19 protein-coding genes and 2 pseudogenes are annotated in these 23142 nt (G+C 72.6%); 7 read left to right on the forward strand and 14 right to left on the reverse strand.

Annotated elements, in window-relative coordinates; genetic code table 11:
• A partial coding sequence (locus tag ACFQ87_RS35750) for a TetR/AcrR family transcriptional regulator (protein WP_380615110.1) occupies positions 1 to 223 on the reverse strand: 223 nt, incomplete at its 3' end.
• A gap of 108 nt (positions 224 to 331) precedes the next feature.
• Between ACFQ87_RS35750 and ACFQ87_RS35755 the strand changes: the two genes are divergently transcribed.
• The gene (locus ACFQ87_RS35755; RefSeq protein ID WP_380615089.1) at positions 332 to 1372 is read left to right on the forward strand and encodes a medium chain dehydrogenase/reductase family protein; all 1041 of its coding nucleotides are present in this window, start codon (positions 332 to 334) and stop codon (positions 1370 to 1372) included.
• Positions 1373 to 1534: 162 nt separating this feature from the next.
• A complete protein-coding gene (locus ACFQ87_RS35760) occupies positions 1535 to 1993 on the forward strand; it encodes a hypothetical protein (protein WP_380615090.1) in 459 nt (152 codons plus the stop codon).
• 102 nt (positions 1994 to 2095) lie between these two features.
• Here ACFQ87_RS35760 and ACFQ87_RS35765 read toward each other — a convergent pair whose 3' ends face one another.
• The 5 genes from ACFQ87_RS35765 to ACFQ87_RS35785 all read right to left on the reverse strand — a co-directional run bounded on the left by ACFQ87_RS35765 (position 2096) and on the right by ACFQ87_RS35785 (position 10179).
• The gene (locus ACFQ87_RS35765) at positions 2096 to 3016 is read right to left on the reverse strand and encodes a SigB/SigF/SigG family RNA polymerase sigma factor (RefSeq protein ID WP_380615091.1); all 921 of its coding nucleotides are present in this window, start codon (positions 3014 to 3016) and stop codon (positions 2096 to 2098) included.
• A gap of 116 nt (positions 3017 to 3132) precedes the next feature.
• On the reverse strand, positions 3133 to 3558 hold the full coding sequence (locus ACFQ87_RS35770; protein ID WP_380615092.1) for an ATP-binding protein: 426 nt from the start codon (positions 3556 to 3558) through the stop codon (positions 3133 to 3135).
• A 210-nt stretch (positions 3559 to 3768) separates the two neighbouring features.
• A complete protein-coding gene (locus tag ACFQ87_RS35775; RefSeq protein WP_380615093.1) occupies positions 3769 to 6027 on the reverse strand; it encodes a SpoIIE family protein phosphatase in 2259 nt (752 codons plus the stop codon).
• A gap of 19 nt (positions 6028 to 6046) precedes the next feature.
• Positions 6047 to 9613: a HAMP domain-containing protein gene (locus tag ACFQ87_RS35780; protein ID WP_380615094.1), complete on the reverse strand. Its 3567-nt coding sequence runs from the start codon at positions 9611 to 9613 to the stop codon at positions 6047 to 6049.
• Between the two features lie 176 nt (positions 9614 to 9789).
• Entirely contained in the window at positions 9790 to 10179 is a 390-nt protein-coding gene (locus tag ACFQ87_RS35785; RefSeq protein ID WP_380615095.1) for an STAS domain-containing protein, read from the reverse strand.
• 259 nt (positions 10180 to 10438) lie between these two features.
• Here ACFQ87_RS35785 and ACFQ87_RS35790 point away from each other — a divergent pair, with 259 nt between their 5' ends.
• Positions 10439 to 11197, forward strand: coding sequence for a maleylpyruvate isomerase family mycothiol-dependent enzyme (locus tag ACFQ87_RS35790; RefSeq protein ID WP_380615096.1), 759 nt, complete (start codon positions 10439 to 10441; stop codon positions 11195 to 11197).
• An 82-nt stretch (positions 11198 to 11279) separates the two neighbouring features.
• Here the strand turns inward: ACFQ87_RS35790 and ACFQ87_RS35795 are convergent, their stop codons facing one another.
• The 5 genes from ACFQ87_RS35795 to ACFQ87_RS35815 form a co-directional block, all read right to left on the reverse strand.
• The gene (locus ACFQ87_RS35795; protein WP_380615097.1) at positions 11280 to 12545 is read right to left on the reverse strand and encodes an NAD(P)/FAD-dependent oxidoreductase; all 1266 of its coding nucleotides are present in this window, start codon (positions 12543 to 12545) and stop codon (positions 11280 to 11282) included.
• Positions 12546 to 12699: 154 nt separating this feature from the next.
• The gene (locus tag ACFQ87_RS35800) at positions 12700 to 13491 is read right to left on the reverse strand and encodes an inositol monophosphatase family protein (protein WP_380615098.1); all 792 of its coding nucleotides are present in this window, start codon (positions 13489 to 13491) and stop codon (positions 12700 to 12702) included.
• 194 nt (positions 13492 to 13685) lie between these two features.
• Positions 13686 to 14603 carry an alpha/beta fold hydrolase gene (locus ACFQ87_RS35805; RefSeq protein WP_380615099.1) on the reverse strand — a complete coding sequence of 306 codons (918 nt, stop codon included), beginning with the start codon at positions 14601 to 14603 and terminating at the stop codon, positions 13686 to 13688.
• 345 nt (positions 14604 to 14948) lie between these two features.
• Positions 14949 to 15101: a hypothetical protein gene (locus tag ACFQ87_RS35810; protein WP_380615100.1), complete on the reverse strand. Its 153-nt coding sequence runs from the start codon at positions 15099 to 15101 to the stop codon at positions 14949 to 14951.
• Positions 15102 to 15186: 85 nt separating this feature from the next.
• Positions 15187 to 16155, reverse strand: a complete 969-nt coding sequence (locus ACFQ87_RS35815) for an NADP-dependent oxidoreductase (RefSeq protein WP_380615101.1) — start codon at positions 16153 to 16155, stop codon at positions 15187 to 15189.
• A gap of 141 nt (positions 16156 to 16296) precedes the next feature.
• Here ACFQ87_RS35815 and ACFQ87_RS35820 point away from each other — a divergent pair, with 141 nt between their 5' ends.
• Positions 16297 to 16674, forward strand: coding sequence for a winged helix-turn-helix transcriptional regulator (locus ACFQ87_RS35820; protein ID WP_380615102.1), 378 nt, complete (start codon positions 16297 to 16299; stop codon positions 16672 to 16674).
• A 341-nt stretch (positions 16675 to 17015) separates the two neighbouring features.
• Here ACFQ87_RS35820 and ACFQ87_RS35825 read toward each other — a convergent pair whose 3' ends face one another.
• Entirely contained in the window at positions 17016 to 17486 is a 471-nt protein-coding gene (locus ACFQ87_RS35825) for a hypothetical protein (RefSeq protein WP_380615103.1), read from the reverse strand.
• A complete protein-coding gene (locus tag ACFQ87_RS35830; protein WP_380615104.1) occupies positions 17483 to 18532 on the reverse strand; it encodes a molybdopterin-dependent oxidoreductase in 1050 nt (349 codons plus the stop codon). The genes ACFQ87_RS35825 and ACFQ87_RS35830 overlap by 4 nt, the downstream gene beginning before the upstream one ends.
• 538 nt (positions 18533 to 19070) lie before the next feature.
• Between ACFQ87_RS35830 and ACFQ87_RS35835 the strand changes: the two genes are divergently transcribed.
• Positions 19071 to 19589, forward strand: coding sequence for a CGNR zinc finger domain-containing protein (locus ACFQ87_RS35835; RefSeq protein ID WP_380615111.1), 519 nt, complete (start codon positions 19071 to 19073; stop codon positions 19587 to 19589).
• 660 nt (positions 19590 to 20249) lie between these two features.
• Here the strand turns inward: ACFQ87_RS35835 and ACFQ87_RS35840 are convergent.
• Positions 20250 to 20573: pseudogene (locus ACFQ87_RS35840) on the reverse strand (ThiF family adenylyltransferase); the annotation flags it as partial.
• Between the two features lie 1304 nt (positions 20574 to 21877).
• Between ACFQ87_RS35840 and ACFQ87_RS35845 the strand changes: the two are divergent.
• Both ACFQ87_RS35845 and ACFQ87_RS35850 read left to right on the forward strand, forming a co-directional pair.
• The gene (locus tag ACFQ87_RS35845; RefSeq protein ID WP_380615105.1) at positions 21878 to 22690 is read left to right on the forward strand and encodes a hypothetical protein; all 813 of its coding nucleotides are present in this window, start codon (positions 21878 to 21880) and stop codon (positions 22688 to 22690) included.
• 111 nt (positions 22691 to 22801) lie between these two features.
• A pseudogene (locus tag ACFQ87_RS35850) lies at positions 22802 to 23142 on the forward strand (ABC transporter ATP-binding protein); the annotation flags it as partial.

Genomic DNA, 23142 nt, shown 5'->3' on the forward strand with positions numbered 1-23142 from the left:
TCACCACGGCCAGCATGATGGCCGGTTGATCCGGGAAGTGGCGGTAGATCGAGGGCGCGGCGATCCCGACGCGGCGGGCGACGGACCGCAGCGTGATGGCACCTTCGGTGCCGGTCTCGTCCAGCAGTTCGACCGCTGCGGTCACGATCTCGTCGCGCAGCCTGGCGCCTTCCCCACGACGGTTGCGGGGGCGGGTCGGTGTCGTGGTCGGCTCGTCGTCCATGACGTGAACTTACATCCGAGAACTTACGGGTACAAGGCTCTTGCGCGCCGTAAAGTTACAGCTGTAACTTTACGACCGTAACCGCTACCGCCCGAAACGGAGTACGTCATGAACGGCACCACCGCCACCCACGCCACCGAGGTCGTCCTGCCGGGCGCCGTCGACGTGAGCGGCCTGCAGCTCCGCACCCGCGACCTCCCGCTCCCAACCGCGGGCCAGGTCGTGCTGCGGATGGACGCGACCGGCGTGTCCTTCGCCGAGCAGCAGATGCGCCGCGGCAAGTACTACGACCAGCCGCCCTTCCCCTTCGTGCCCGGGTACGACGTGGTCGGCACGGTGGTCAGCGTCGGCCCGGGTGTGGACGCCGCGCTGATCGGGCGCCGCTTCGCCGCCGTCACCAAGACCGGAGCGTGGGCCAGCCTCCTGCTGCTCGACGCCGCGGACCTCGTGACCGTGCCCGACGGCGTGACGGCGGCCTCCGCCGAGACCCTCGTCGTCAACGGGGTCACGGCCTGGCAGATGCTCCACCGGATCGCCGCGGTGCCCGAGGGCGGCACGATCGTGGTGCTCGGCGCCAACGGCGGCGTCGGGTCCACGCTCGTGCAACTGGCCCGGCACGCCGGGATCACGGTGATCGGCACGGCGTCGGCACGGCACCACGACACGGTGCGCGAACTCGGCGCGACCCCGGTCGACTACCGCGACCCGGACGTGTACCGGCGGATCCGGGAACTCGCGCCGCACGGCGTGGACGCGGTCTTCGACCACGTCGGCGGCGCCGGGCTGAAGGAGTCGTGGCGACTCCTGCGCCGCCGCGGGGTGCTGGTGTCCTACGGCACCGCCGCCACGAAGGACGAGGACGGCAACTCACGGCTCCCGGTGCTGAAGCTGTTCGCCTGGCTGACGCTGTGGAACTGCCTGCCCAACGGCAGGGCCGCGCACTTCTACAACTTCTGGGCGGGCAAGCGCCGCCGCCCGGACGCCTTCCGCGCCCGGCTGCGCGAGGACCTCACCCAGGTGCTGACGCTGCTGGCCGACGGCGTGCTCACCGCACAGGTCGCCGCCGAGTTCCCGCTGAGCGACGCCGCCGCGGCGCTCGCGCTGGCCGAATCCCGCACTGTCGCCGGCAAGGTCGTCATCGTCCCGTAGCCGCGCAGCGGCCCCCGACCGCACCCGTCCCACCATGGGCAACCCGGGACTCTGCCGCCACCGGCACGCGGCACGCGGCACGGCTGAGGATGCGACGGCCGGTGCACCGTGCGTACCTGGTCTGCGAACGGGTTGGAGCGATCGGCGGAGGAACCGATGGGCTTGCCGCTTTCCGCCGGCCATGTGCTGGTGCGCCTCGACGACGGCGCGCGCGAGGTCGCGAACGCCGTCCTCGACCTGCTCGAAGGCGTCTTCCCGACCCACACCGGGCGCGGGCTCACCCGGATCGGCAACGTGTGGGACGCGCCCCCCACCCTCACCTCGGAGGGCACCTGGACGGTGGCCGTGTCGCACCCCGGCGGCGCCTCGGCGATCCCCGTGCCCGGCCCTGCGGTGAGTACCTCGCAGGCCTTCGACGTGCACAGCTTCACGCCACTGGAGGGCCAGACCGTGCTGCCGGGCGAGATCACCGCGGAGTTGCTCGGCGCCCCCGCGGACGTCGAGGCGATGCTGCGCACGATCACCGGCCTCTGCTCGGCGCGCGAGGAGGGCCGGGAGCGGCAGGGGCCGCAGCTGGCGGTGCGGCTGCGGCTCGGGCATGCCGTCGCCGAACCCGGGTAGGCGCGCGGACGGCGCACGGACGGCAGGTACCGGATCGACCTTCGGCAGCCGTCATGACCGTCCAACGCGGACCGGGGTCCAGCGCCGCGGGGTTCGGCGGCGTCAGGCCGTTTCCTCCTCCGAGGGGTCCCGCCAGCCGGGTGCTTCCCGGTCCTCCAGCTGCTGGCGCAGCCGGGACAGGGTGGCGGCGAGCATGCGGGAGACGTGCATCTGGGAGACGCCGACCCGCCGGGCGATCTGGGACTGGGTCCAGCCGTCCCAGAAGCGCAGTTTGAGGACGGTCTGCTCGCGTGGCGGCAGTTCGGCGAGCAGCGGGCGGACGGCGGTGCGGAACTCGGCGAGTTCGATGCCGGGGTCGCAGTGGCCGAGACGGTCCAGCAGCGCGCTGCCGGTCTCGTCGGTGTCGCCCTCTCGTAGCGCGTCCAGGGAGTCTGATCGGTAGACCCGGCCGGCGACCAGTCCCTCCGTGGCCTGTTCGAGGGTGATGTGGAGGTCCTCGGCGATCTCCTCCGGGTGTGGGAGACGGCCGAGTCGCTGCTCCAGGCGGTCCGAGCCACGGGCGACGGTCAGGTGCAGTTCCTGCATGCTGCGGGGCACCCGGACGGGCCAGGAGGTGTCGCGGAAGAAGCGCTTGACCTCCCCGGCGATGGTGGGGATGGCGTAGGTGACGAACTCGACGCCGCGGCCGGGGTCGTAGCCGTCGACGGCCTTGATCAGACCGATCGTGCCCGCCTGGAGGATGTCCTCCATGTCCCCCGCGCGGTGCCGGAAGCGGGCCGCGATGAAGCGGACCAGCGGCATGTTGAGTTCGATGATCGTGCCGCGCACGTAGCTGTAGGCGTGGGTCTCGCGGGCCAGGCCGCCCAGGCGGTGGAAAAGCGCGTCGCTGAGCTCGCGCGCCTCCGCCTTGCCCATCACCCGCAGCTCCGCGGCGCTGGGGCGGGGCGGGAGGTCGGACGGCGGGCGGGGCGGTGCGACCGCCTCCCGGTCGGCGAGGTGGACTCTGCTGGGAGGGGTGGTCACGTGCTTCTCCTGCCCGTGCGGGCGGCACCCGGGGGTGAGGGTGCGGGAGCGGTCGGCCGGTACACCGGCCGCCATGTGGTGTATCTACCCGCCAGGGGCCCGCGGACACCGGGGGCTCAGCCCTCCGGTAGTCGCAGCTCGCACCACACGACCTTGCCGGGCCCCAGGGGTCGCCAGCCCCAGCGCAGGGAGAGCCGGTCGAGCAGGAACAGGCCGAGGCCCCCGCCTTCGTCGGGGCCGTGCGGGGGCCTGGGCCGCGGGGGCCTCGGGCTGGAGTCGCTGACCTCGATCCGCACCCGCCCGGGGCCTCTGACCAGCAACAGCGCGCCGGGTCCCCTGGTGTGGCGGAGGGCGTTGCCGACGAGTTCGGAGACCAGCAGGACGGCGTCGGCGACCACGAAGGGGTCCGGCACCCCGGCCAGGAAGTCGGCGGTGAAGGTGCGCGCCTCGGCGGCGACTCCGGCCCGCGCCGGGAGCGGCAGCCGCCGTGCCCGGGGCAGGGTCGGAGGCGGTCGTGTGGTGGGGAACCGTGTCCCGGCCATGACCGTGCGCCTCCCTCCCTCCCCTGGTCTTCATGCTCGCCGTGCGGTCCGTGAGCGGTGCGGTCCGTGAGCGCGGTGCCGTCGGTACCCGATGCCCGAACGGCTGCCGGATCCGACTGTCGGCGGCATCGTCAAGGATCTCCTCCGTCCCGCTGTCGGCCCTCACCGATTCGCGCCTACCCGAGCCACCCGGTCCGACACGCCGGACGGTCACCCGGTCTGGACGGCGATCAGACAGGTGTCGTCGTCGGTGTCGGCGGGGCTGAGTTCCAGCAACCGGTCGAGGTAGCCCTCCAGGTCCGGGCCGGGGGCGCCGGCGTCGCGGATCAGCTGGTCGACGGACTCCTCGACCGGGCGGTCCCGGCGCTCGACCAGGCCGTCGGTGTACAGCAGCAGGACGTCCTCGGGGCCCAGCCGGGCGGTGCGTTCCTCGTACTGGGCGTCGTCCAGGGCGCCGAGCAGCACGCCGTGCGGCAGCGGCAGCACCTCGGCGCCGTCCGGGCCGAGCCGGATAGGCGGCAGGTGCCCGGCCCGGGCCCAGCGCAGCGCGCCGCCGACCGGGTCCAGCAGGACGCAGACGGCGGTGGCGGTGACCTGGCCGGGCTCGCGCAGGGCCACCGTGTTCGCCCACTCCAGCAGCCGGGCCGGGCCCGCCCCGGTGACGGCGAGGCCGCGCAGGGCATGTCGCAGCGCCACCATCCCGGTGGCCGCGCCGACGCCGTGGCCCGCCACGTCGCCGACGGCCAGCAACACCCGTTTGTCGGGCAGCGGCAGCACGTCGTACCAGTCGCCGCCGACCCGGTCGCGCTGGGCGGCCGGGCGGTACCGCACGGCCGCGTGCAGGCCGGTGACGCCCAGCGGCGGCAGCGCGGCGGGCAGGATGGCCTGCTGGAGCCGCAGCGCCAGCTGGGCGCGCTCGGCCGACTCCTGCTCGCTGTCGGCCAGGCGGGCCCGGGTGGCGCCGAGCGCGACCTCGGTCCAGTGCTGGGCCGAGACGTCGTGGTAGGCGCCGCGGATCGCGGTGAGCCGACCCGCGCTGTCGAGGACCGGTTCCGCGATCACCCGGGTGTGCCGGAGGGTGCCGTCCGGGCGGGCCAGCCGGAAGACCGCGGAGGAGGCCCGGTGCCCGTGCCGGACGGTGTTCACCAGGCGCCGTACGGCGGGGACGTCGTCCTGGTGGGCGTGCCCGACCAGCCTGGCCAGCGGCACGGGCGGGGTGCCGGGCGGCAGGCCGAACAGCTCGTACAGGCCGGCGCTCCACAGGATCCGGCCGCTCTGCGGGAACTCCTCGAAACCGGCGACCCGGGCCAGTCGCTGGGCGTGGCCGAGGAGGGCCGTCTGTTCGGCCTCGTCGGCCCGATCGGGCTCCAGCCGCCACCCGAGCAGCAGCCGGTCGCCCAGCGGGGCGGCGGCGAGCAGGACGGTGGCGGGCAGGGCGCGTTCGCCCTCGCGGAAGTCCAACCGCATGCGTTCGGCGGGCAGCGGCGCGCCGGTCCGGTGCACCCGCACCAGCCGTTCGAGCAGACCGCCGTCGACCGCGGTCGGGTAGCTCTCCAGCAGTGAGCCGCCCTCCAACGCCTCCGGGGGACGGCCGAGCGGGTCCTCGAAGCTCGCGGCCGCCCGGACCACCGTGAAGTCGACCACCTGCTCGTCCCGCAGCACCGGCTCCAGCAGGAGCGCGGGGGTGAGCAGCCCGTCCAGGAGGTCGGCGGCGGCCTCGGGTGCGGCCGGGGCCGGCGGGGTGCCCAGCAGGGTCACGCAGAGGTCGGCGAGGGCGTACAGCTGACGGCGCTGAGAGGGACCGAGCGGGGCGGCGGGGGCGGCTTGCAGGACCTCCAGCGCGCCGCGCCGACGCCCGCCGTCGAGCAGCGGGAGGACGGCCCGGGCCGATCCGGCGCCGATCGACGGCGCCTCCGCACCGGGGTCGCCCGGCCACAGGTCCGCACCGCCTGCGACGACCCGCTGGGCCGGGGTCGGGACGCCCGGCGGAACCCTGCTCCACGCGGCCGCGTCGTCCGCGGACAGGCCGGCGTGCGCGGCCAGGGCCAGGGTGCCCCCGGGCAGCCGTTGCCACACGGCCACGGACCGGATGCCCAGCACCTCCCCCGTCTGCTCCAGGACGGCGTCGACGGCCTGCTGCAGGTCGGGAAGGGCGGCCAGGGCGGGTGCCACGGCGGGCCCGGAGTACGGGGCCCCGGCGAGTGGCTGGACGGTGTCGTCGGGGAGGGCGACGAGGTCGGCGGCCAGGGCCACCACCGGTACGCCCGCGTCCCGGGCGAGTCGGCCGAGACGGGCGGCGGCCTCGGCGGGGACCACCCCCAGGCGTTCGGCGAGGATGCCGGTGGCGAGGTCGACGGTGGAGCGCGCCCGGGCCTCCGCCCGCATCCGCTCGGCGTCCCGCTGGAGTCGGCGGACGGTCGCCGCGAGGGCCCGGGCGGTGCCGTCCGACGGCTCGTCCGCGCCGGTCATGAGGGGTCCAGCCGGTCGGTCATGGGGTGTCCAGCCAGTACCGGATCCGGTCGAGCAGGTGGGCGGTGTCGACCGGCTTGGTGATGTGGTCGTCGGCTCCGGCCGCGAGGCTCTTGTCCTGGTCCCCGGGCATGGCCTTGGCGGTGACGGCGATGACCGGCAGGCGGGCGAAGCGCTCGTCGGCGCGGATGGCGGCGATCGCGGCGTAGCCGTCGAGGCCGGGCATCATCACGTCCATCAGGACGAGGTCGGTCTCCGGGTGGGCCCGCAGCAGGCCGAGTCCGGCGTCGCCGTCGGCGGCGTGCAGGACGGTCAGGCCGTGGTGTTCCAGGGCCGCGGCGAGCGCGAAGACGTTGCGGACGTCGTCGTCGACGATCAGCGCGGTCCGTCCGGCGAGCGCCGCGTCCGTCTGCCCGGTGGCAGGGTCGGGGTGGGTGCGGCGGCCGCCCAGCAGGTGGACGACGCGTTCGCTCAGGTCGTCCAGACCGCGGGTGGTCTCCACCCCGGCGATCGAACCTGGTGTGTGGCCGGTCCGGTACCCGAGGACCGGGGTGCCCTCCGCCAGGGTGTCCAGCAGTACGGGTGCGAGTTCGGCGGAGCCCACCAGGTCGAGCACGGCGCAGCGGTACGGGCCCTCGTCCAGTGCGGCGCGCAGCTCCGCGGCGTCCCCGGCACTGGTCACCCGCGCGGCCGGGCGGGGGCTGTCCGGGGTGGCCACGGCGGCCCGGGTGAGCAGGGTCAGCAGGGCCGGTGGGTCGGGCTCGACGACCAGCACAGCGGGCTCGGTCGCGGCCGCGCCGTCCGGCCGTTCGGGCCCGGCGAGCGGCAGGTGGAGGGTGAAACGGCTGCCCCGCCCGGCGGTGGAGCGGACGGTGAGGGCGCCGCCGAGCAGCCGGGCGAGCTCCCGGCTGATCGACAGGCCGAGGCCGGTGCCGCCGAAGCGCCGCGCGGTGGAGCCGTCGGCCTGTTGGAAGGCGCCGAAGACGGCGTCCAGTTGGTCGGGGTCGATGCCGATGCCGGTGTCGTCGACGTGGAAGGCCACCGCCGCTTCCGCCCGGCCGAGTTCGGGCGGCAGGTTCGGGGCCTCGACGCGCTCGATGCGCAGCTCGACCCGCCCGGTGTCGGTGAACTTGACCGCGTTGGACAGCAGGTTGCGCAGCACCTGGCGCAGCCGCGCCTGGTCGGTGACGATCCGCTCCGGGACGCTCCGGTCGACGACCGCCTCGAAGGCCAGGCCCTTCTGGTCGGCCAGCGGCCGGAAGGCTGATTCGACGTACTCCAGCAACTCCCGTACGGGGAAGGGCTCGGGAGCTGTCTCCATCTTCCCGGCCTCGACCTTGGAGAGGTCGAGGATGTCGTTGATGAGCTGGAGCAGGTCGGTGCCGGCCGAGTGGATGACGCCCGCGTACTCGACCTGTTTGGGGGTGAGGTTGCCGCCGGAGTTCTGGGCGAGCAGTTGGGCGAGGACGAGCAGGCTGTTGAGCGGGGTGCGCAGTTCGTGGCTCATGTTGGCCAGGAACTCGGACTTGTACATCGAGGCGAGGCTCAACTGCCGGGCGCGTTCCTCCAGTTCCTGGCGGGCCTGCTCGATCTCCAGGTTCTTGGCCTCGATGTCCCGGTTGCGCTGGGCGAGCAGGGCGGCCTTGTCCTCCAACTCCGCGTTGGAGCGCTGCAGTTCTTCCTGTCCGGCTTGCAACTCCTCGGACTGCGCCTGGAATTCGGCGGTGAGCCGACGGGATTCGGCGAGCAGTTCGTCGGTGCGGGCGTTGGCGAGCAGGGTGCCGATGTTGACGCCGCAGGTCTCGGCGAAGCGTTCCAGGAAGTCGCGGTGGACCTGGGTGAACGGGTGGACGGAGGCGAACTCCATGACGCCGAGCAGCCATTCCTCCAGCATCACGGGCAGGACGACGAGCGAGCGGGTCTCGACGGCTCCGGCGCCGGAGCCGATGACGGCGTAGCCGGGCGGCAGGTCGTCGACGGTGATGATCCGCCGGCTGCGGGCGGCCTGGCCGACCAGGGACTCCCCCAGCCGTACCCGAAGCTCCTGCCCGGTGGGGCGGCCGTAGGCGCTGATGAGGACCAGCTCGGGGCCGCCCTCGCCCTCCTCGGCGAGGAAGAACGCGCCGTACTGGGCCCCGATCAGCGGGGTGAGCTCGTCGGTGATCATCTCGGCGACGGCCTGGATGTCCCGCCGGGCCTGGATCGCGGCGGAGAACCGGGCCAGGTTGGTCTTCAGCCAGTCCTGCTCCTGGTTGGCCAGGGTGGTCTCGCGCAGCGACTCGACCATGGCGTTGATGTTGTCCTTGAGGTCGGCGACCTCGCCGGAGGCGTCCACGCTGATCGAGCGGGTCAGGTCGCCGGCCGCGACCGCGCTGGTGACCTCGGCGATCGCCCGGACCTGCCGGGTGAGGTTGCCGGCCAGCTCGTTGACGTTCTCGGTGAGGCGCTTCCAGGTGCCGGACACGCCCTCGACCCGGGCCTGGCCGCCGAGGCGCCCCTCGCTGCCGACCTCCAGCGCGACCCGGGTGACCTCGGCCGCGAAGGAACCCAGCTGGTCCACCATGGTGTTGATGGTCGTCTTCAGCTCCAGGATCTCCCCGCGCGCGTCCACGTCGATCTTGCGGGTGAGGTCGCCCTCGGCGACAGCCGTGGTCACCTGGGCGATGTTGCGCACCTGGCTGGTCAGGTTGCCCGCCATGGAGTTGACGTTCTCGGTGAGGTCCTTCCACGTCCCGGCGACGTTCGGCACCCGGGCCTGGCCGCCCAGGATCCCCTCGGTGCCGACCTCCCGGGCCACCCGGGTCACCTCGTCGGCGAAGGCCGACAGGGTGTCCACCATGGTGTTGATCGCGTCGGCGAGGGCCGCCACCTCGCCCTTCGCCTCCACGGTGATCTTCCGGGAGAGGTCGCCCCGGGCGACGGCCGTCGCCACCTCGGACATCGAGCGGACCTGGCCGGTGAGGTTGGAGGCCATCACGTTGACGTTGTCGGTGAGGTCCTTCCAGGTGCCGGAGACGCCCCGGACGGTGGCCTGCCCGCCCAGGTTCCCGGCCGTACCGACCTCCCGGGCCACCCGGGTGACCTCGTCGGCGAAGGCGCACAGCTGGTCGACCATCGTGTTGATGGTCTCCTTCAGCTCCAGGATCTCGCCGCGCGCGTCCACCCGGATCTTCTGGGTGAGGTCGCCCTCGGCGACAGCCGTGGCGACCTGGGCGATGTTGCGCACCTGGCTGGTCAGGTTGCCCGCCATGGAGTTCACCGAGTCGGTCAGGTCGCGCCACGTCCCGGCGGCGCCCGCGAGGGTCGCCTGGCCGCCGAGCCGCCCCTCGGTGCCGACCTCGCGGGCCACCCTGGTCACCTCGTCGGTCACCCGGGCCAGCTGGTCGGCCATCCCGTTGAAGACCTCGGCGATCTCCCCGAGAACCCCCGGCCGGTCGGGGGTGAGCCGGGTGCGGAAGTCCCCGTCGCGCACGGCCGTGAGCCCGGCGAGCAGTTGCCGCAGGGCCTGCTCGGCCGGGTCGGCCACTGGCGCGCCGGGTACGGGATCGCCCTCGGCCGGCGCGCCGGGCACCGGATTCTCGTCCATCCTGTCCCACCGCCCGGATCCGTCACGGACGGCGTGCGCGCGGGGCGCGCGCCGACGCCAGGGGCGGTGGTAGGCCGCCCTGCTCCCACTCTGCCACCGGACACCGGGGCGTGCGAAGGCGCTGCGCGCCGCCGCGGCGCGGGCGCTCGATCGGGCCGCGCCCGATCGCGCCGCGGTCAACCGGGCGGGGAGTCCCGGATCGGGAAGGCATCGGTGGCGCCGGTGAGTTCGAGCATCCGCAGCACCAGCGCCCGCGGGCGGGCCAGTTCGATCCGGCTGCCGTCGGCCCCCGCCCGGGCCTGGGCGCGCAGCAGGGTGTTGAGCCCGGTGGAGTCGCAGAACTCCAGGCCCGCGCAGTCAACCACCACGACGGTGGCCGGCACGGCCAGCGCGGTGCCGAGGACCGCGCGCAGCCCGGCGACCGAGTCCAGGTCGAGTTCGCCGTACAGGGCGAGGACGGTTCCCTCGGCCCAGGGCGAGACCTCCACCGTGAACCTGCCGGACGGCGCCTCGGGCGCGAGGTCCAGGTCCCCGGTCCACCGCGTGGGCGGTTCCCTCGGGGCCACGGCGCGCTCCTTCCTCCTGCGGACGGCCCCCCGAAGCGCGGCTGTCCGCTGGGCGGCGTCCGAAACGCCCGAAGCGCGGGAAAGTCCGGGACATCAGGCCCGGCCGGGTGGAACCGTCGGGGGGCGCCCCGGAGATGCTTGACAAGCTCAATCTTTCAGGCCTAGCGTGCGTCCTCGACAATTGCTTCACCCTATGAAACATCGAGCGCGCAGACCGTCCCGAAGCGCCGCGAGAACCGTACCCCCGGAGACCACGTTCATGACCCCGCTCGACCACAGCGCCGCCGTCGCCGCCGAGACCACCCGTTTCGTCGCCGCCGTGCGGCAGGCCGACCCCGCCCTCCCGGTGCCGAGCTGCCCGGACTGGACCCTCGCCGACCTCGTCCGTCACACCGGCAGCGTGCAGCGCTGGTTCACCGTCCTGCTGCGGCAGCGGATCCAGGAGCCGCCGCGCAGCCGCGACGTCGACCTGCGACTGCCCGAACGGCCCGAGGAGTACCCGGCCTGGCTGGCCGAGGCCGCCGAGCAGGCCGCCTCGACCTTCACCCAGACCGACCTCGACGCGCCGATGTGGGCCTGGGGCGCCGACCAGCACGCCCGGTTCTGGGTGCGCCGGATGCTGTTCGAGACCCTCGTCCACCGCGTCGACGCCGAACTCGCGCTCGGCCTCGACCCCGACATCGAGCCGGCCCTCGCGGCCGACGGTGTGGCCGAGTTCCTCACCAACCTGCCCTTCGCCGCCTTCTTCGCCCCCGGCACCGCCGAACTGCGCGGCGACGACCGGACCATCCGCTTCACCCGCACCGACGGCGACGGCGACTGGCTGGTGCGCCTGCGCTCCGACGGCTTCGGCCTCGACCCGCACGGCGCGGACGCGACCGCCGACGCCACCGTCCGGGCCACCGCCGCCGACCTGCTGCTCCTGCTGTACCGGCGCCTCGACCGCACCGCCGGGCGCATCGAGCTGTCCGGTGACGACGAGCTGCTGGCGCTCTGGTTCGCCAAGTCCGCCTTCTGACCAGCGGCCGGGCCCTGGGCCTCTCCTGTGGGTCCTGTCGGACCCGGCAAAGACCCACAAGACACGCCCTGGGGCCCTTCGGTCAGCGCAGCGGATCGAAGGGCCCCAGCTCGGCCGGGCGGCGCCCGGTCACGATCGCCTCGGCGAGCAACTGCCCGGTGGCCGGGCCGAGGGTCATGCCCCACATGCCGTGTCCGCCGGCGGCGAAGACCCGCGGCGAACGGGTGGCGCCGATCAGCGGCAGACCGTCCGGGGTGCAGGGACGCGAGCCGACCCACTCGTCCTGGCGCGCCTCCAGATCGGCGCCGCACAGCATCGGCCGCGCGGCCTCGACGATGGCCCTGATCCGGCGGTGGTCCAGCGGCGCCCCCGGGCTGCGGAACTCCATCGTCCCGGCGACCCGCAGCCGATCGCCCAGCGGCGTACAGGCCACCCGCTGGGCCGGGAGGTACAGCGGGCCGGCGGGCACGTGCTCGATCGGCACGCTGAAGCTGTAGCCTCGGCCGGCCTGTACGACGGCGCGGACGCCGAACCTGCGGCCGAGGTCACCCAGCCACGCGCCGCCGGCCAGCACCACCGCGTCGTACGGCTCGGGGGCACTCCGGGTGGCGAACACATCGACGCCGCGCGCGAGGTCGCGGACGTCGGCGACGGCCGTACCCGTGCGGATGTCCCCGCCTCGCCCGCGCACCGAGTCGGCCAGGGCGAACACGAACCGCCCGGGGTCGAGGAAGCGCTGGCCGCGCAGCCGGACGGCCGCGCCGACCTCGCCGGACAGCGCGGGCTCCAGGGCGCGCGCCTCGTCACCGCTCAGCAGCTCGTACTCCAGCTTCTGGCCCGCCCCGTGGATGTGCTCGATCTCCTCGATCAGCACCCGGCGCTCCCTGACGCCGCGGTAGGCGGCCAGGAAGGCCCCGGCCTCGACCGGCCTCGCCTCGACGCCGCCGGCGGCCAGGGCGTCGAAGCCGGCCAGGGCCCGTCGGTTGATCGGCACCAGCGCGTCCATCGCACGCCGCCAGCGGCCGGCCGTGCTGTGCCGGACGAATCCCGCCAGGAACCTGAGCAACCGCGGGTCCGCGCTCAGCGGCACGTAGACCGGCGAGGACGGGCTGAACACCGCGCGCAGTCCGTACTTGAGCACGGCGGGTTCGGGCAGCGGCGTCGCCAGACCCGGGGTCAGCCACCCGGCGTTGCCCCAGGACGCGCCCGCGGCCACCCGCCCGCGCTCGTACACGGTGACCTCGACCCCGAACTCCTGCAGGAACCAGGCGGCGGACAGGCCGACCATGCCGGCCCCGACCACGGCGACGCGTCGTGGCGGTGAGTCGGGCGCTGCGGAACGGGCCATCGGTTCGCTCCTTCTACGGCTGCACACCGGTCTGCTGCTCCCGCAAGGGGAGGCGTCCTCCATGATGGGCCGGGCCGCCGCCACCGTCCTGGTGACGGGCGGCCGATTCCGATCCACCGGGTAGCGGGGCGCCTTCCGCGGTCGGGGGCGGCGCTCAGCCGCGGATCATCGACATCAGCTGTTCGTGGGCCTCGCCGTCGGCCGCCACGACGAGCCCGCGGCCCGCTTCGCCGAGCGGGGCGCCGTCGATCCCGGTGACCACGCAGCCGGCCGCCCGGCACAGGGCGATCCCGGCGGCGAAGTGCACGCTCCCGGACAGGTCTCCGCCGTCGGTGACGTACGCCGCGCGCTTCCCCGCCGCGACCCAGGCCAGCGCGAGCGTCGTGGAGACGACCCTCGGCCGGAACCCCGCGACGAAGCCGGGGTGGGCCAGCAGGTCCACCGCCCGGAACGTCTCCGCGTGGGGGAAGGGCGGGTCCAGGTTGACGTCCACGAGCCGGGTCGCGGCCGTGGGCTCCAGTCGGGCGTCGGCGCCCTCGCTCCGCACCCAGGCGGTCTCCCCGTCGGTGAAGAACACCTCGCCGCTGAACGGGTCGGCGACCGCCGCCGCACCGTCGCGCAGCGCCACGTTGACGGCCACCAGCATGCCGCCGACGGCGTAGTTGAGCGTGCCGCACAGGGGATCCACCAGCCACTGACGCGCGGACCGGGCCGCCCCCTGCCGCCCGCCCTCCTCCCCCAGCACGGAGTCATCGGGCCGAGCGGCCCGGATGACCCCGAGGATCGCCTGCTCCGCCTCGACGTCCGCAGCCGTGGCGAAGTCGCCCGCTCCCTTGTCGATCCGGGTGAGCCGCTGACCGTACATGCCGCGCACCACACCCGCGCCGGCCCGGGCCGCCGCTATCGCGACGCCGGAATCGTTAAGGCCCTCATACGAGTTGATCATATGTCGCAGGATAGCGGCGCCGGGCACACCGCTCACCGCCGGGCTCGGCCGGGCAGGCTCAATCGGGCAGTCCCGGGATCACCTCGGCGAAGGCCTCCGGCGCCTCCTGCGGGACGTTGTGGCGCAGCGGCACCGACTACTCGGCGAGCCCGCGCTCCGGGCCTTCTCGGAGCGCGGGCCCTGGCCACGCCGCGCTACACGGGCAGTTCCAGAATCGCCGAGGCGAAGGCTTCGGGGGCCTCCTGCGGGACGTTGTGACCCACGCCGGGCAGGGTCCGCACCTCGCACGGGCCCGTGAAGCGCTCGGTGCCGGTCTGGTCCGCGGCGGGGATCACGCCGTTCTCCTCACCGACCAGCACCATCGTCGGGGCCGCGATGGACGGCCGACCGACCAGTGCCTCCTCCAGCTCCTGGTAGCGCGGGTCGCCTTCGACCAGGCCGTAGCGGTGGCGGTAGGAGTGGATCGCGACGTCCACGAAGTCCGGGTTGTGCAGACTGGCGGCCGAGGCGGCGAACGCCTCCCGGGCCTGCAACCAGGTCGGAGACCAGAGCCGCCAGAGCAGCCCGCACAGCTCCTCGCGGTTCTGTTCCAGACCCTGGCGACCTCGCTCGGAGTGGAAGTAGTACTGATACCAATAGTTGCGCTCCGCCTCCGGTGCGGCGGGCTCCATCGCGCGGGCGATGTCCTGGACGGTGTAGCCGCCCGCCGTGACCAGGCCGTGGATCCGCTCCGGCCACAGCGCCGCCGCCGCACAGGCCGCGCGCCCGCCCCAGTCGTAGCCGGCGACCACGGCGCGCCGGATCCCCAGTGCGTCCATGAACTCCACCAGGTCCTGCGCGAGCGCGGCCTGCTGACCGCTGCGCGGGGAGTCTTCGGCCAGGAACCTGGTCGGCCCGTAGCCGCGCAGGTACGGCGTCAGCACCTCCCGGCCGGCCTCCGCGAGCAGCCGCGCCACCTCGTCGTAGGCCCGCACGTCGTAGGGGAAGCCGTGCAGCAGGATCACCGGAGCGTCGGTCTTCCGGCGGCGCTCGCCGGTCCGGTGGTAGGCGATCTCCAGAACCGGCGTCGTCACCCGGTGCAGCTCGTGTAGCTCGTGGGAACTCGCAGTCATCCGGTCATGCTCGCACGTCCGACTCGGACATGACTGACTCAGGGTCAGCTGCGGCCGCCCGGGCCGGTTGTGGCCTCGACCATCAGGGCGACGGCGATGCTAAGCGATGCAGCGGAGCAGGTGGCAGAAGTCGAGCCGGGCGGTGGTGTCCCACGTGCCACCTGAGCATGGCCTACACCTGGGCCCTCAACTGCCCGGCTTCCTAAGACGTAAGGAGGCCCCTCCCCTGTCGGGGGAGGGGCCTTCCTGGCAGGAGTTTGCAACCGGGGTTGTCCGGTCGCCATGCCCGATACCGCTGCCAGGTGGTGCTCGGTGCTACGGCCGAAGGCGAGGACAGGCCTACCCTCAGCTCGGTGGCAGAAGGTTGCACTTCTGGGCGGCGGTGCTGATGCAGTCCCACAGTTGGAGTCGGACGCCGTTGGTTGTGGTGACGCCGGGGTCGTCGATCACCCCCGGGGAGGCCTGGAACGGGATGACCACGTCCTCCGTGTACCGCACCCACTCCTCACGACGTCCGGGCTGCGCCTGGTAGCGGCGGATCTCGTAGTACCTGCTGCTACTCCCAACTCCTTGCGAGAACAGCTCAGTCGGCGACGGTCAGGACGAGCTTGCCGCGGGTACGGCCCGCCTCGCCGCGGGCGTGAGCCGCGCCGGCCCGCTCCAGCGGGAAGGTCTCCGCCACCTCCACGGCGACCTCGCCGGCGTCGATCAGTCCGGCGATGGCCGTCAGCGCCGCGCCGTCCGGCTCGACCAGGAACGGGGTGACCCGAACACCTGCCGCCTCGGCGGCCTGGGCCAGCTCGGGCGAGACACCCGCCGGGATGGCGACCAGCAGGCCGCCGGGGCGCAGCACCTCCAGCGAACGGGTGCTGGTCCGGTCGTGGGCATCGCCCACCAGGTCGATCACGACATCGACGTCGGCGACGGCGTCCTCGAAGCGAGTGGTGGTGTAGTCGATGACCTCGGCCGCGCCGAGCTCCTTGAGCCAAGGATGGCGCGGGGCGCTGGCGGTGGCGATCACGTGCGCGCCCAGATGCCGGGCGAACTGGACCGCGAAGTGGCCGACCCCGCCGGCGGCAGCGGTGACCAGAACGCGCTGGCCGGCCCCCACGTGGGCGGTGTCGACGACAGCCTGCCAGGCGGTCAGCGCCGCCAGCGGCACGGCCGCGGCGTGCACATGGTCGAGGGTGGCCGGCTTGCGGGCGAACTGCCGGGCCGGCGCGGTCACGTACTCGGCATAGGCGTTCGCGACGCGCGGGAACCACGGCATGCCGTACACCTCGTCACCGGCCTTCAGCGTGGTCACACCGAAGCCGACCTCCTCCACCACGCCGGACACGTCCCAGCCGAGGGTGAACGGCGGCTCGCCCAGTAGGCCGGCCATGCCGGTGCCACCACGGGTCTTCCAGTCCACCGGGTTGATCCCGGCGGCGTGCACGCGGACCAGAACCTCCGTGGGCAGTGGCACCGGGCGCGGCACCTGCTGAATCCGCAGCACCTCCGGGCCGCCGAAACCGTCCTGGACCACCGCGCGCATCATGTCTGCGGACATGCGTCATCTCCTGAAACAGCATCCTGCGGAAGGCCGTTGCCGGGCCTTCCCGTTGACGTCGACGAAGCTATCCCCATGGGTATAGTTACCTTCAAGGTCTATTACTTCCCATCGGGAAGTGACCCGGTGAGGAGAGTGAGCATGACGACCACCTGCCCCAGCGGCCAGCACTCGCACCATGACGTCTACGCCGCCCAGTGCCCCTGCCGCCCCCTGCTCGACCTGCTCGCCAACAAGTGGTCCGCCCTCGCCATCGGCGCCCTCGAAGACGGACCCCAGCGCTTCGGAGCACTCCAGCGCAAGCTCCAAGGCGTCAGCCCCAAGGTGCTGACCCAGACCCTGCGTCGCCTTGAGGAGTTCGGCATCCTCGACCGCACGGTCTACCCCGCCGTCCCGCTGCACGTCGAGTACTCCCTCACCCCGCTCGGCCAGAGCGCCGCGATCCCGCTCAATCAGCTCCGCTCGTGGGTCGAGGACAACCTCGACCACGCCTACCGGCCGGAACCGGTAGCGCCCTGAGGCTGTCACCTCCGTTTGGTGCCCGCGTCCGGCGCGGGCCGAGGCCGGTTGCCCTCGGCCACAGTGGGGCGACGGCCCCGCCGCGGAAATGACAGGCCTGGTCGGCGGCAGTTCTGCAGCAGGCCTTGGCCGCCTCCGGGCGCGCCGCGCACGGACCTGTACGTGCACTGATGTGACATCGGATGGCGGGGCCGAACGCCCGGCCGGTGAGGTGGGATGATGACACCGGCGCAGCTTGCCCAGCGCGTCTGTGGTCCTTCTGCACCAGGGCCACCCCGGTCAGTGTGGCTGCCCACGCTGGATGCCCGCTCGCAATGTCGACCGGCCACGGACGGTGCTCTTCAGTGCCGTCGGGAACCTTCCGAAGGACCGGCACTGCGTCCGCCCGCACGCCTTGGACGGAATGGCCACCGGTCTGCCGGGCGTGCCCTCCTGACCGCCTCCAGGAGCAGCGTGACTACAGCCGTCGCTGCGAGCAGCCGGAGCAGGTTGCGCGTGTAGGGCAGGGGCAGCACGGTCGGGTTGGGGTTGTCTCCCGCGTGAAGGACTGCTGGCAGTCCCACCGCGGTCAGTGCGGCGGCTACGATCAGGCCGCCGCGGACCGTCCACGGCGCCTTCGGCAGGGCGGCCCCGGCCAGGCAGAGAAGCGGCACCCACAGGCCGTCGTGGAGCACGACGCCGCCCACCGACCACTCCAGGATGTCCAACGGGTCCTGGATGTAGTGGTCGTGCAGTAGCCCGTACACGCCGTAGCCGATCGCTCCCACCGCGACGAGCGCGGTCACCGTCCGCAGCGCGGCCGCCGCCCTCATACGATCACCTCGATCCGGTCCACCCACTTGGTCTGCAGCACACCCGGCCGGCCCGGGGCGATCACCCGGGCCGGGTAGCCGTGGTCGGTGTCCAGCACTTCGCCGTTGACCCGCAGCGCCAGCAGCGTCAGCGGATCGGCGGCGTAGGCGGCCTCCATCTCGGTCTCCCGGTAAGGTCCGTCCACCTCGAGGGAGGTGATCCGCAGTCGGGCGGTGGGCGGCGCGCCGGCGAGCGCCACCAGATCCCGGATGCGCACCCCGGCCCAGTGCGCCGAGGCGCTCCAACCCTCGACACACGAGATCGGAAGCACGGCCTCGTGCTGGTCCATGGCCCGGAGCTCATCCATCGTCAGCTCGTACGATGCGGGCCCGGTGACCTTCAGCCGCCAGTCGGCGGGCGGCTGTGTGGTGCCGGCCGCGGCGGCGGTCCGGTTGACGGGCAGGCCCTGCGGGCCGATGTCCGGGCGGCGCGGCGCCAGCAGGTCGGTCCGGCGCAGCCAGGGTACGGTCTGCCCGGCCGTGACGGCCGTGACCGCCAGCACTGAGGCGGTCACGCCGGTCAGGAAGCCGCGGCGCTGCGTCAGTTCCGGTCGTAGCCGACGCCAGTGGGCCGCGATCTCGGGCGCCTTGACGGCCAGGTGCAGCAGCAATCCGCCGAATGCGATCCACGCCAGCCAGAAGTGCGTCTGGCGGAACGGGAAGGGCCACACGTACCACTGCAGTGTGTTGAACAGTCCGGTGAACAGCTCCAGCACCATCGCCGCGACCAACAGGAAGATGCCCAGCCGCTCCAGCGCATGCCGTATGCTGCGCGCGGGCGGCCACTCGAACAGACGCGGGTAGACGGTCCACAGCTTGGCGCCGAGCAAGGGGATCGCGGCGATGCCGCTGATCACGTGCGCGCCCTGGGTGAACCGGTACAGGCCCGCGGGGCGGGCGGGCAGGTGATCGCGCAGCCAGCCGGGCGGGTCCTGCAGCACGTGGCTGTACAGCCCGGTCAGGAAGCAGACCAGCAACGCCACGCCGAGCCAGCGGCCGATCACCACGGCGGTTCGTGGATCGTGTAGTGGGGACCGGAAGGTGCCCTCGCGTAGCGGACCTCTTCGCAGTGCCTCGGGCGGCGTGGGCAACGGCAGATCGAACCGCCGCCCGGGGGGCGAAGAGGATGAGGAGGAAGGGTTGTGTCGCACCCGTCCATGACACAGCCTGAAACACCCACACTGGTGGTGATCGCTGCTTACGGAATTCGTACGCCTGCCTGCGATGCGGTTCGCCAGGACGGACTCGCCGGGAAGGTGACGGCATACCAGACAGCCGGTCCTTGCCTCCGCTCATACTGGTTATTTCAGCCGAGCGCTCCGACTCACTCGACACGAGCGCCGACGGGGGCCCGCACGCGTCGGCGCATCCGGATCGCGACGCCGCGAGCGGGCCGGACGCACCCCTCGACTCGCGCCGACCTCGGCCCGACTCCGGGATCTCGCACGTCGATGCCTCGCCGCGCCGACCAGGAAAGGCACTCAAAGTGGTTAGCCCAATCGGGGATGTAACCTATAAAACAAGTCATTTGGGTTAGGGCGAGTGATGACTGAGCGCGAACAGCAGGACGCCCTGTTGGACCTCTTGAACACCACGCCGGTCGCCGGCACCAGCGGGACCCACCAGGACCTGCTGGCCGAACCCCAGGCGGCACAGGCGTGGCAGCAGGCTCACGGTGGCAGCGGGTCCCCCGGCGAACGGCACTACCTCGTGCAGGCACGAGACTCTCTCCAGGCCGTGGTGCGCGGTCGTGCACCGGCAGCGTCGCTGTCGCCACTGCTGGACGGTGTCACCTCCCGTCCCGAGGTCACACCCGGGGGTATCACCTGGACGATGGAAGTCCCCGAGGACCGCGGGCTGGCCGTACAGGCGCTCATGACCTGGGGCTCCCTGCAGGAGACGATGGCGGGCAGGCTGCGGCCGTGCGCCAACGACGAGTGCCGGCTGTTCCTGATCGACCGGAGCAAGCCCAACAAGGCGCGCTGGTGCTCGATGGCCAGGTGCGGCAATCGGATGAAGGCCCGGCGCCACTACGAGCGCACCCGCGAAGCCGCCGCCGACTAGCAGCCGGGGCCCCACCGCCGCGCCGATGGCCAGATGACTGGCGGACCGATCGAAGTCGAGCAGCGTCGACGGCTGGCCGCCGTCGAGGCGGCATTCCAGTACACGTCCGCGGGAGACGAACCGCCAGGACTGGGTGTTGCCCCCGGACGGCGCCTGGATCCCGTACGAGACCAGGCGGCGCACGCCCTCCTCGTCCAAGGGCCGACCGCGCTCGGGCAGGACGAGCGAAGGCGTACCGAGCTCTGGCTCGATCTCGGGTTCGGGTTCGGGTTCGGCGGCCGGCATGGCGATCTCCGCGCCTTCGCGGACCAGTTCCCCCGGGTCGACGAAATAGCGGCCCGACGTGGTGAAGGTACCCAGGAGGAGCCGTCGGGCCGTGTCGGTGACCAGGGCGGCCCCCAGTGCCACCCCCGAGGCGAGCTGCGGCCAGGAGGAGATGGTCTGCCCGATCTCGACCAGTGACGGAACGAAACGCTCCGACGGCCTTTCCTGGTCCAGGATCCGCAGGACGTAAGGCACCTTCTCCCGGGTGGACAAGGTCTTGAGATCGGAGGCCACCACACCCTCGAGCAGTCCGTGCAGAAGAGGGCGGGCCCGGTCGAGATCGAACCGCTCCACGTCCAGCATGCCGCGCTCGTTGGTCTCCATCAGCACCGCGATGCCGTGAGCCCTGGCCCGCTCGCGGGCGTACACCTTGATGTAGAGGTCGTCGCACTCCTCGACGAGCAGATCGGCGCGGCCGTTCCCGGTGAGGAACGCGTCGACGTTGTCCTCGTCGAGTCCCTGCGGCCATACCTCGATGTCCAGATACGGATCGATCTCGTACATCTGCCGTGCGGCGATCACCACCTTGGGCAGGCCGACGTCGGCGATCGAGGCCCGCAGCCGGTTGAGGTTCGACAGCGACAGGCAGTCGAAGTCGGCGAGCCGGAAGCGGCTGCCCACCCCCTCCTGCGCCAGGGTGACCGCACTCGCGGCCCCCACGGACGTCGGCCGCCAGGAGATCGCCGTCCTCCAGCGCGTGGCGCAGGAAGGCCATCGCCGCCGTCAACTGCTCGTCCCTGGCGTAGAAGTCGCCCAGCCCGGCGATGGAGAAGTACGAAGTGACCCCTTGGAACGGCACGTCGGCCAAGGGGAGATCCGTCCGGAACCGGAATCCGCACCGTTCCAGCGCGGGCATACGCGCAGCGGCACAACTGCCGGTGATCACCGTCGCCCCCATCTGCTGAGCGGCCACCACGCCGGTGACCGTCAGCAGTCGGGCCAGATCGGAACGGCGGCCCTGCCACGCGTGCTCCCCCCACAGCCCGCATACCTCCGCCACGGATCCGCCGCCCGCGCATTCGGCCGCGACCGCGACCAGCCTGTTGACCTCGGCGCTCCCGAGATGGACCTCGGACGGCAGCCGTCCCTCGATCCTCCGGTGCACGCGTACGCCGCCGATCAGGCCGCCGTGGTGGTCGAAAGCCGCGACACAGCGCAGCGGGTCGACGGTGGTATGCGGATCGTCCTTGCCGTACCGCACCATCTCCCCGTGACCGAGACGGGCATACGCCCGCTCCTGCGCGACCAGGAACTCGTGGTGGTCGGGATCGTCGAAGCGGACGGCGAACAGCTTCAGATGCATCAGGAACCTCGAAGATCGCAGTCGTTCGAACTCACGAGCGGCATCAGGCCCCTCGCCGTAGGAGCTGATGCAGTAGGGGCCGGGCCGACCGACCGGCCCACCGGTGAGCGTTGTCACGTGGACGAGTGGGCTCACTCCGAGGCCGGGTGCCGGCCGGGCCTGGCAGAAGCTGTCCGCCGGAAAGGGGCGCCAAGGCCCACCGCGGGCACGACTGGGCCCGCCCACCGGATGTCGGTCATCCGCAGCGAGGCCAGGAACGCGACAAGGAAGACGACCTCCACGATCAGGCTCCATCCTCAACCGCTTCTGGCACTACTGGCACACCCTGCTCTGAAGCCGCACGGCAGCCATGCACGCCGTCCTCGCCCGCTCCCGTTGGAAGAAACGCCGCCCCGCCCGCGACTTTCCGTTATCGCCACCGGCCACTCGGATCTCCTGGGTAGCGCGGCCCGATCGGGCGCACGACGGAGAGCAGGCAAGGTTGAACGCACACACAGAGCAAGAGAAGTCGGCGTCCCCAGAGCAGGGGGCCTCCCCTGTGACCAACCGCTGGGCGGGGCACCACATCCTCTATGCCTGCTCCCTCGTCCTGGCGGTCGCTGCGATCGCTCTGCTCATGCTGCCCGGGCGCGGGTCGTCAACGCACTCGGAACACTCCGGGATGTCCGGCATGGACCACGGCGTGATGGCGATGCCGAGCATGGCGTCCACCGGGATGCCCGGAATGCCGGGCATGGCGGGCATGCCGGCCACGGCGACCGGAGAGGGCCTCGCCGCCGAACGCGACGGCTACCGCCTCGACTCCGCAGCCACCAGCCTCCCCGCCGGCCAAGCGGTGACCTACCCGTTCACCATCACCGGCCCGGACGGACGCCCGGTCACCGACTTCGCCGAAGTCCAGACCAAACAGCTGCACTTCTACGCGATCCGCTCGGACCTCACCGGCTACCAGCACCTGCACCCCACCATGGCCCCCGACGGCACCTGGACCGCCGACCTCGCCCCCCTCGAACCGGGCAACTGGCGCCTGTACGCCTCGTTCACACCGAACACCGGCCCCCGTAAGGGCAGTGAATTCGTCCTCAGCCGCACCGTGACGGTGCCCGGCCAGGCCACCGCCGTGCCGCTGCCCGCCGCGACCGACAGCACCACGGCCGACGGCTACACCGTCGCCGTCCGAGGAGAGCTGACGGCCGGGACGCCCGCCCCACTCATCGTCACCATCAGCAAGGACGGCCGGCCCGTCACCGACCTCCAGCTGTACCTCGACAGCTACGCCCACCTCAGCATCGTCCACGAGGGCGACCAGGCACTGGCCCACCTCCACCCCGTCACCCCCGTCAACGCGGACCACGGCGGACCGACGCTGACCTTCTACGCCCTGCTCGGCGAACCCGGCAACTGGCGGTCCTACCTGCAGTTCCAGACCGCCGGCCAACTCCACACCGCCGCGCTCACACTCCACGTCACCTGACACGCCGACTGCCGAGGAACCGCTCCGCCGCGGGCTAGGGGATCCAGGCACGTTCGGTGCTCTGCTGCCGAACGCCTGGTCCAGCCCGGGAACAGTCCCGCGGCGGAACACGGGTCACGCTGCCGGCCCGGCCTGCTTCGAGGCGCTCCCGCGCCGGACGTCCTGGTGCTGGACGAGCCGACCAACCACCTCGACGTCCAGCACCAGGTGGAGCTGCTCGCCCTGCTCCGCGAACAGCGCCGCACCACGCTGATCTCGCTGCACGACCTGAACGCCGCGGCCTCGCTCTGCGACCGGCTCCACGTCCTGCACGACGGCGCTCTCGTCGCCTCCGGGACACCCCGGGAGGTTCTCACCCCGGATTTGCTGGCGAAGGCGTTCGGGGTGCGGGCCACCGTGGTCGAGCACCCGCTGACCGGGGACCCGCTGATCGCCTTCGACCACCGGAACAC

Source organism: Kitasatospora sp. NPDC056531, assembly GCF_042794375.1.
In the GTDB taxonomy this organism is placed as follows: Bacteria; Actinomycetota; Actinomycetes; order Streptomycetales; family Streptomycetaceae; genus Kitasatospora.

Coding starts and splice junctions, on each gene's coding strand:
- ACFQ87_RS35755 (WP_380615089.1), top strand. CDS start 332: ATGAACGGCACCACCGCCACCCACGCCACCGAGGTCGTCCTGCCGGGC.
- ACFQ87_RS35770 (WP_380615092.1), bottom strand. CDS start 3,558: ATGGCCGGGACACGGTTCCCCACCACACGACCGCCTCCGACCCTGCCC.
- ACFQ87_RS35775 (WP_380615093.1), bottom strand. CDS start 6,027: ATGACCGGCGCGGACGAGCCGTCGGACGGCACCGCCCGGGCCCTCGCG.
- ACFQ87_RS35780 (WP_380615094.1), bottom strand. CDS start 9,613: ATGGACGAGAATCCGGTGCCCGGCGCGCCGGCCGAGGGCGATCCCGTA.
- ACFQ87_RS35790 (WP_380615096.1), top strand. CDS start 10,439: ATGACCCCGCTCGACCACAGCGCCGCCGTCGCCGCCGAGACCACCCGT.
- ACFQ87_RS35795 (WP_380615097.1), bottom strand. CDS start 12,545: ATGGCCCGTTCCGCAGCGCCCGACTCACCGCCACGACGCGTCGCCGTG.
- ACFQ87_RS35800 (WP_380615098.1), bottom strand. CDS start 13,491: ATGATCAACTCGTATGAGGGCCTTAACGATTCCGGCGTCGCGATAGCG.
- ACFQ87_RS35805 (WP_380615099.1), bottom strand. CDS start 14,603: ATGACTGCGAGTTCCCACGAGCTACACGAGCTGCACCGGGTGACGACG.
- ACFQ87_RS35815 (WP_380615101.1), bottom strand. CDS start 16,155: ATGTCCGCAGACATGATGCGCGCGGTGGTCCAGGACGGTTTCGGCGGC.
- ACFQ87_RS35820 (WP_380615102.1), top strand. CDS start 16,297: ATGACGACCACCTGCCCCAGCGGCCAGCACTCGCACCATGACGTCTAC.
- ACFQ87_RS35825 (WP_380615103.1), bottom strand. CDS start 17,486: ATGAGGGCGGCGGCCGCGCTGCGGACGGTGACCGCGCTCGTCGCGGTG.
- ACFQ87_RS35835 (WP_380615111.1), top strand. CDS start 19,071: ATGACTGAGCGCGAACAGCAGGACGCCCTGTTGGACCTCTTGAACACC.
- ACFQ87_RS35845 (WP_380615105.1), top strand. CDS start 21,878: ATGTCCGGCATGGACCACGGCGTGATGGCGATGCCGAGCATGGCGTCC.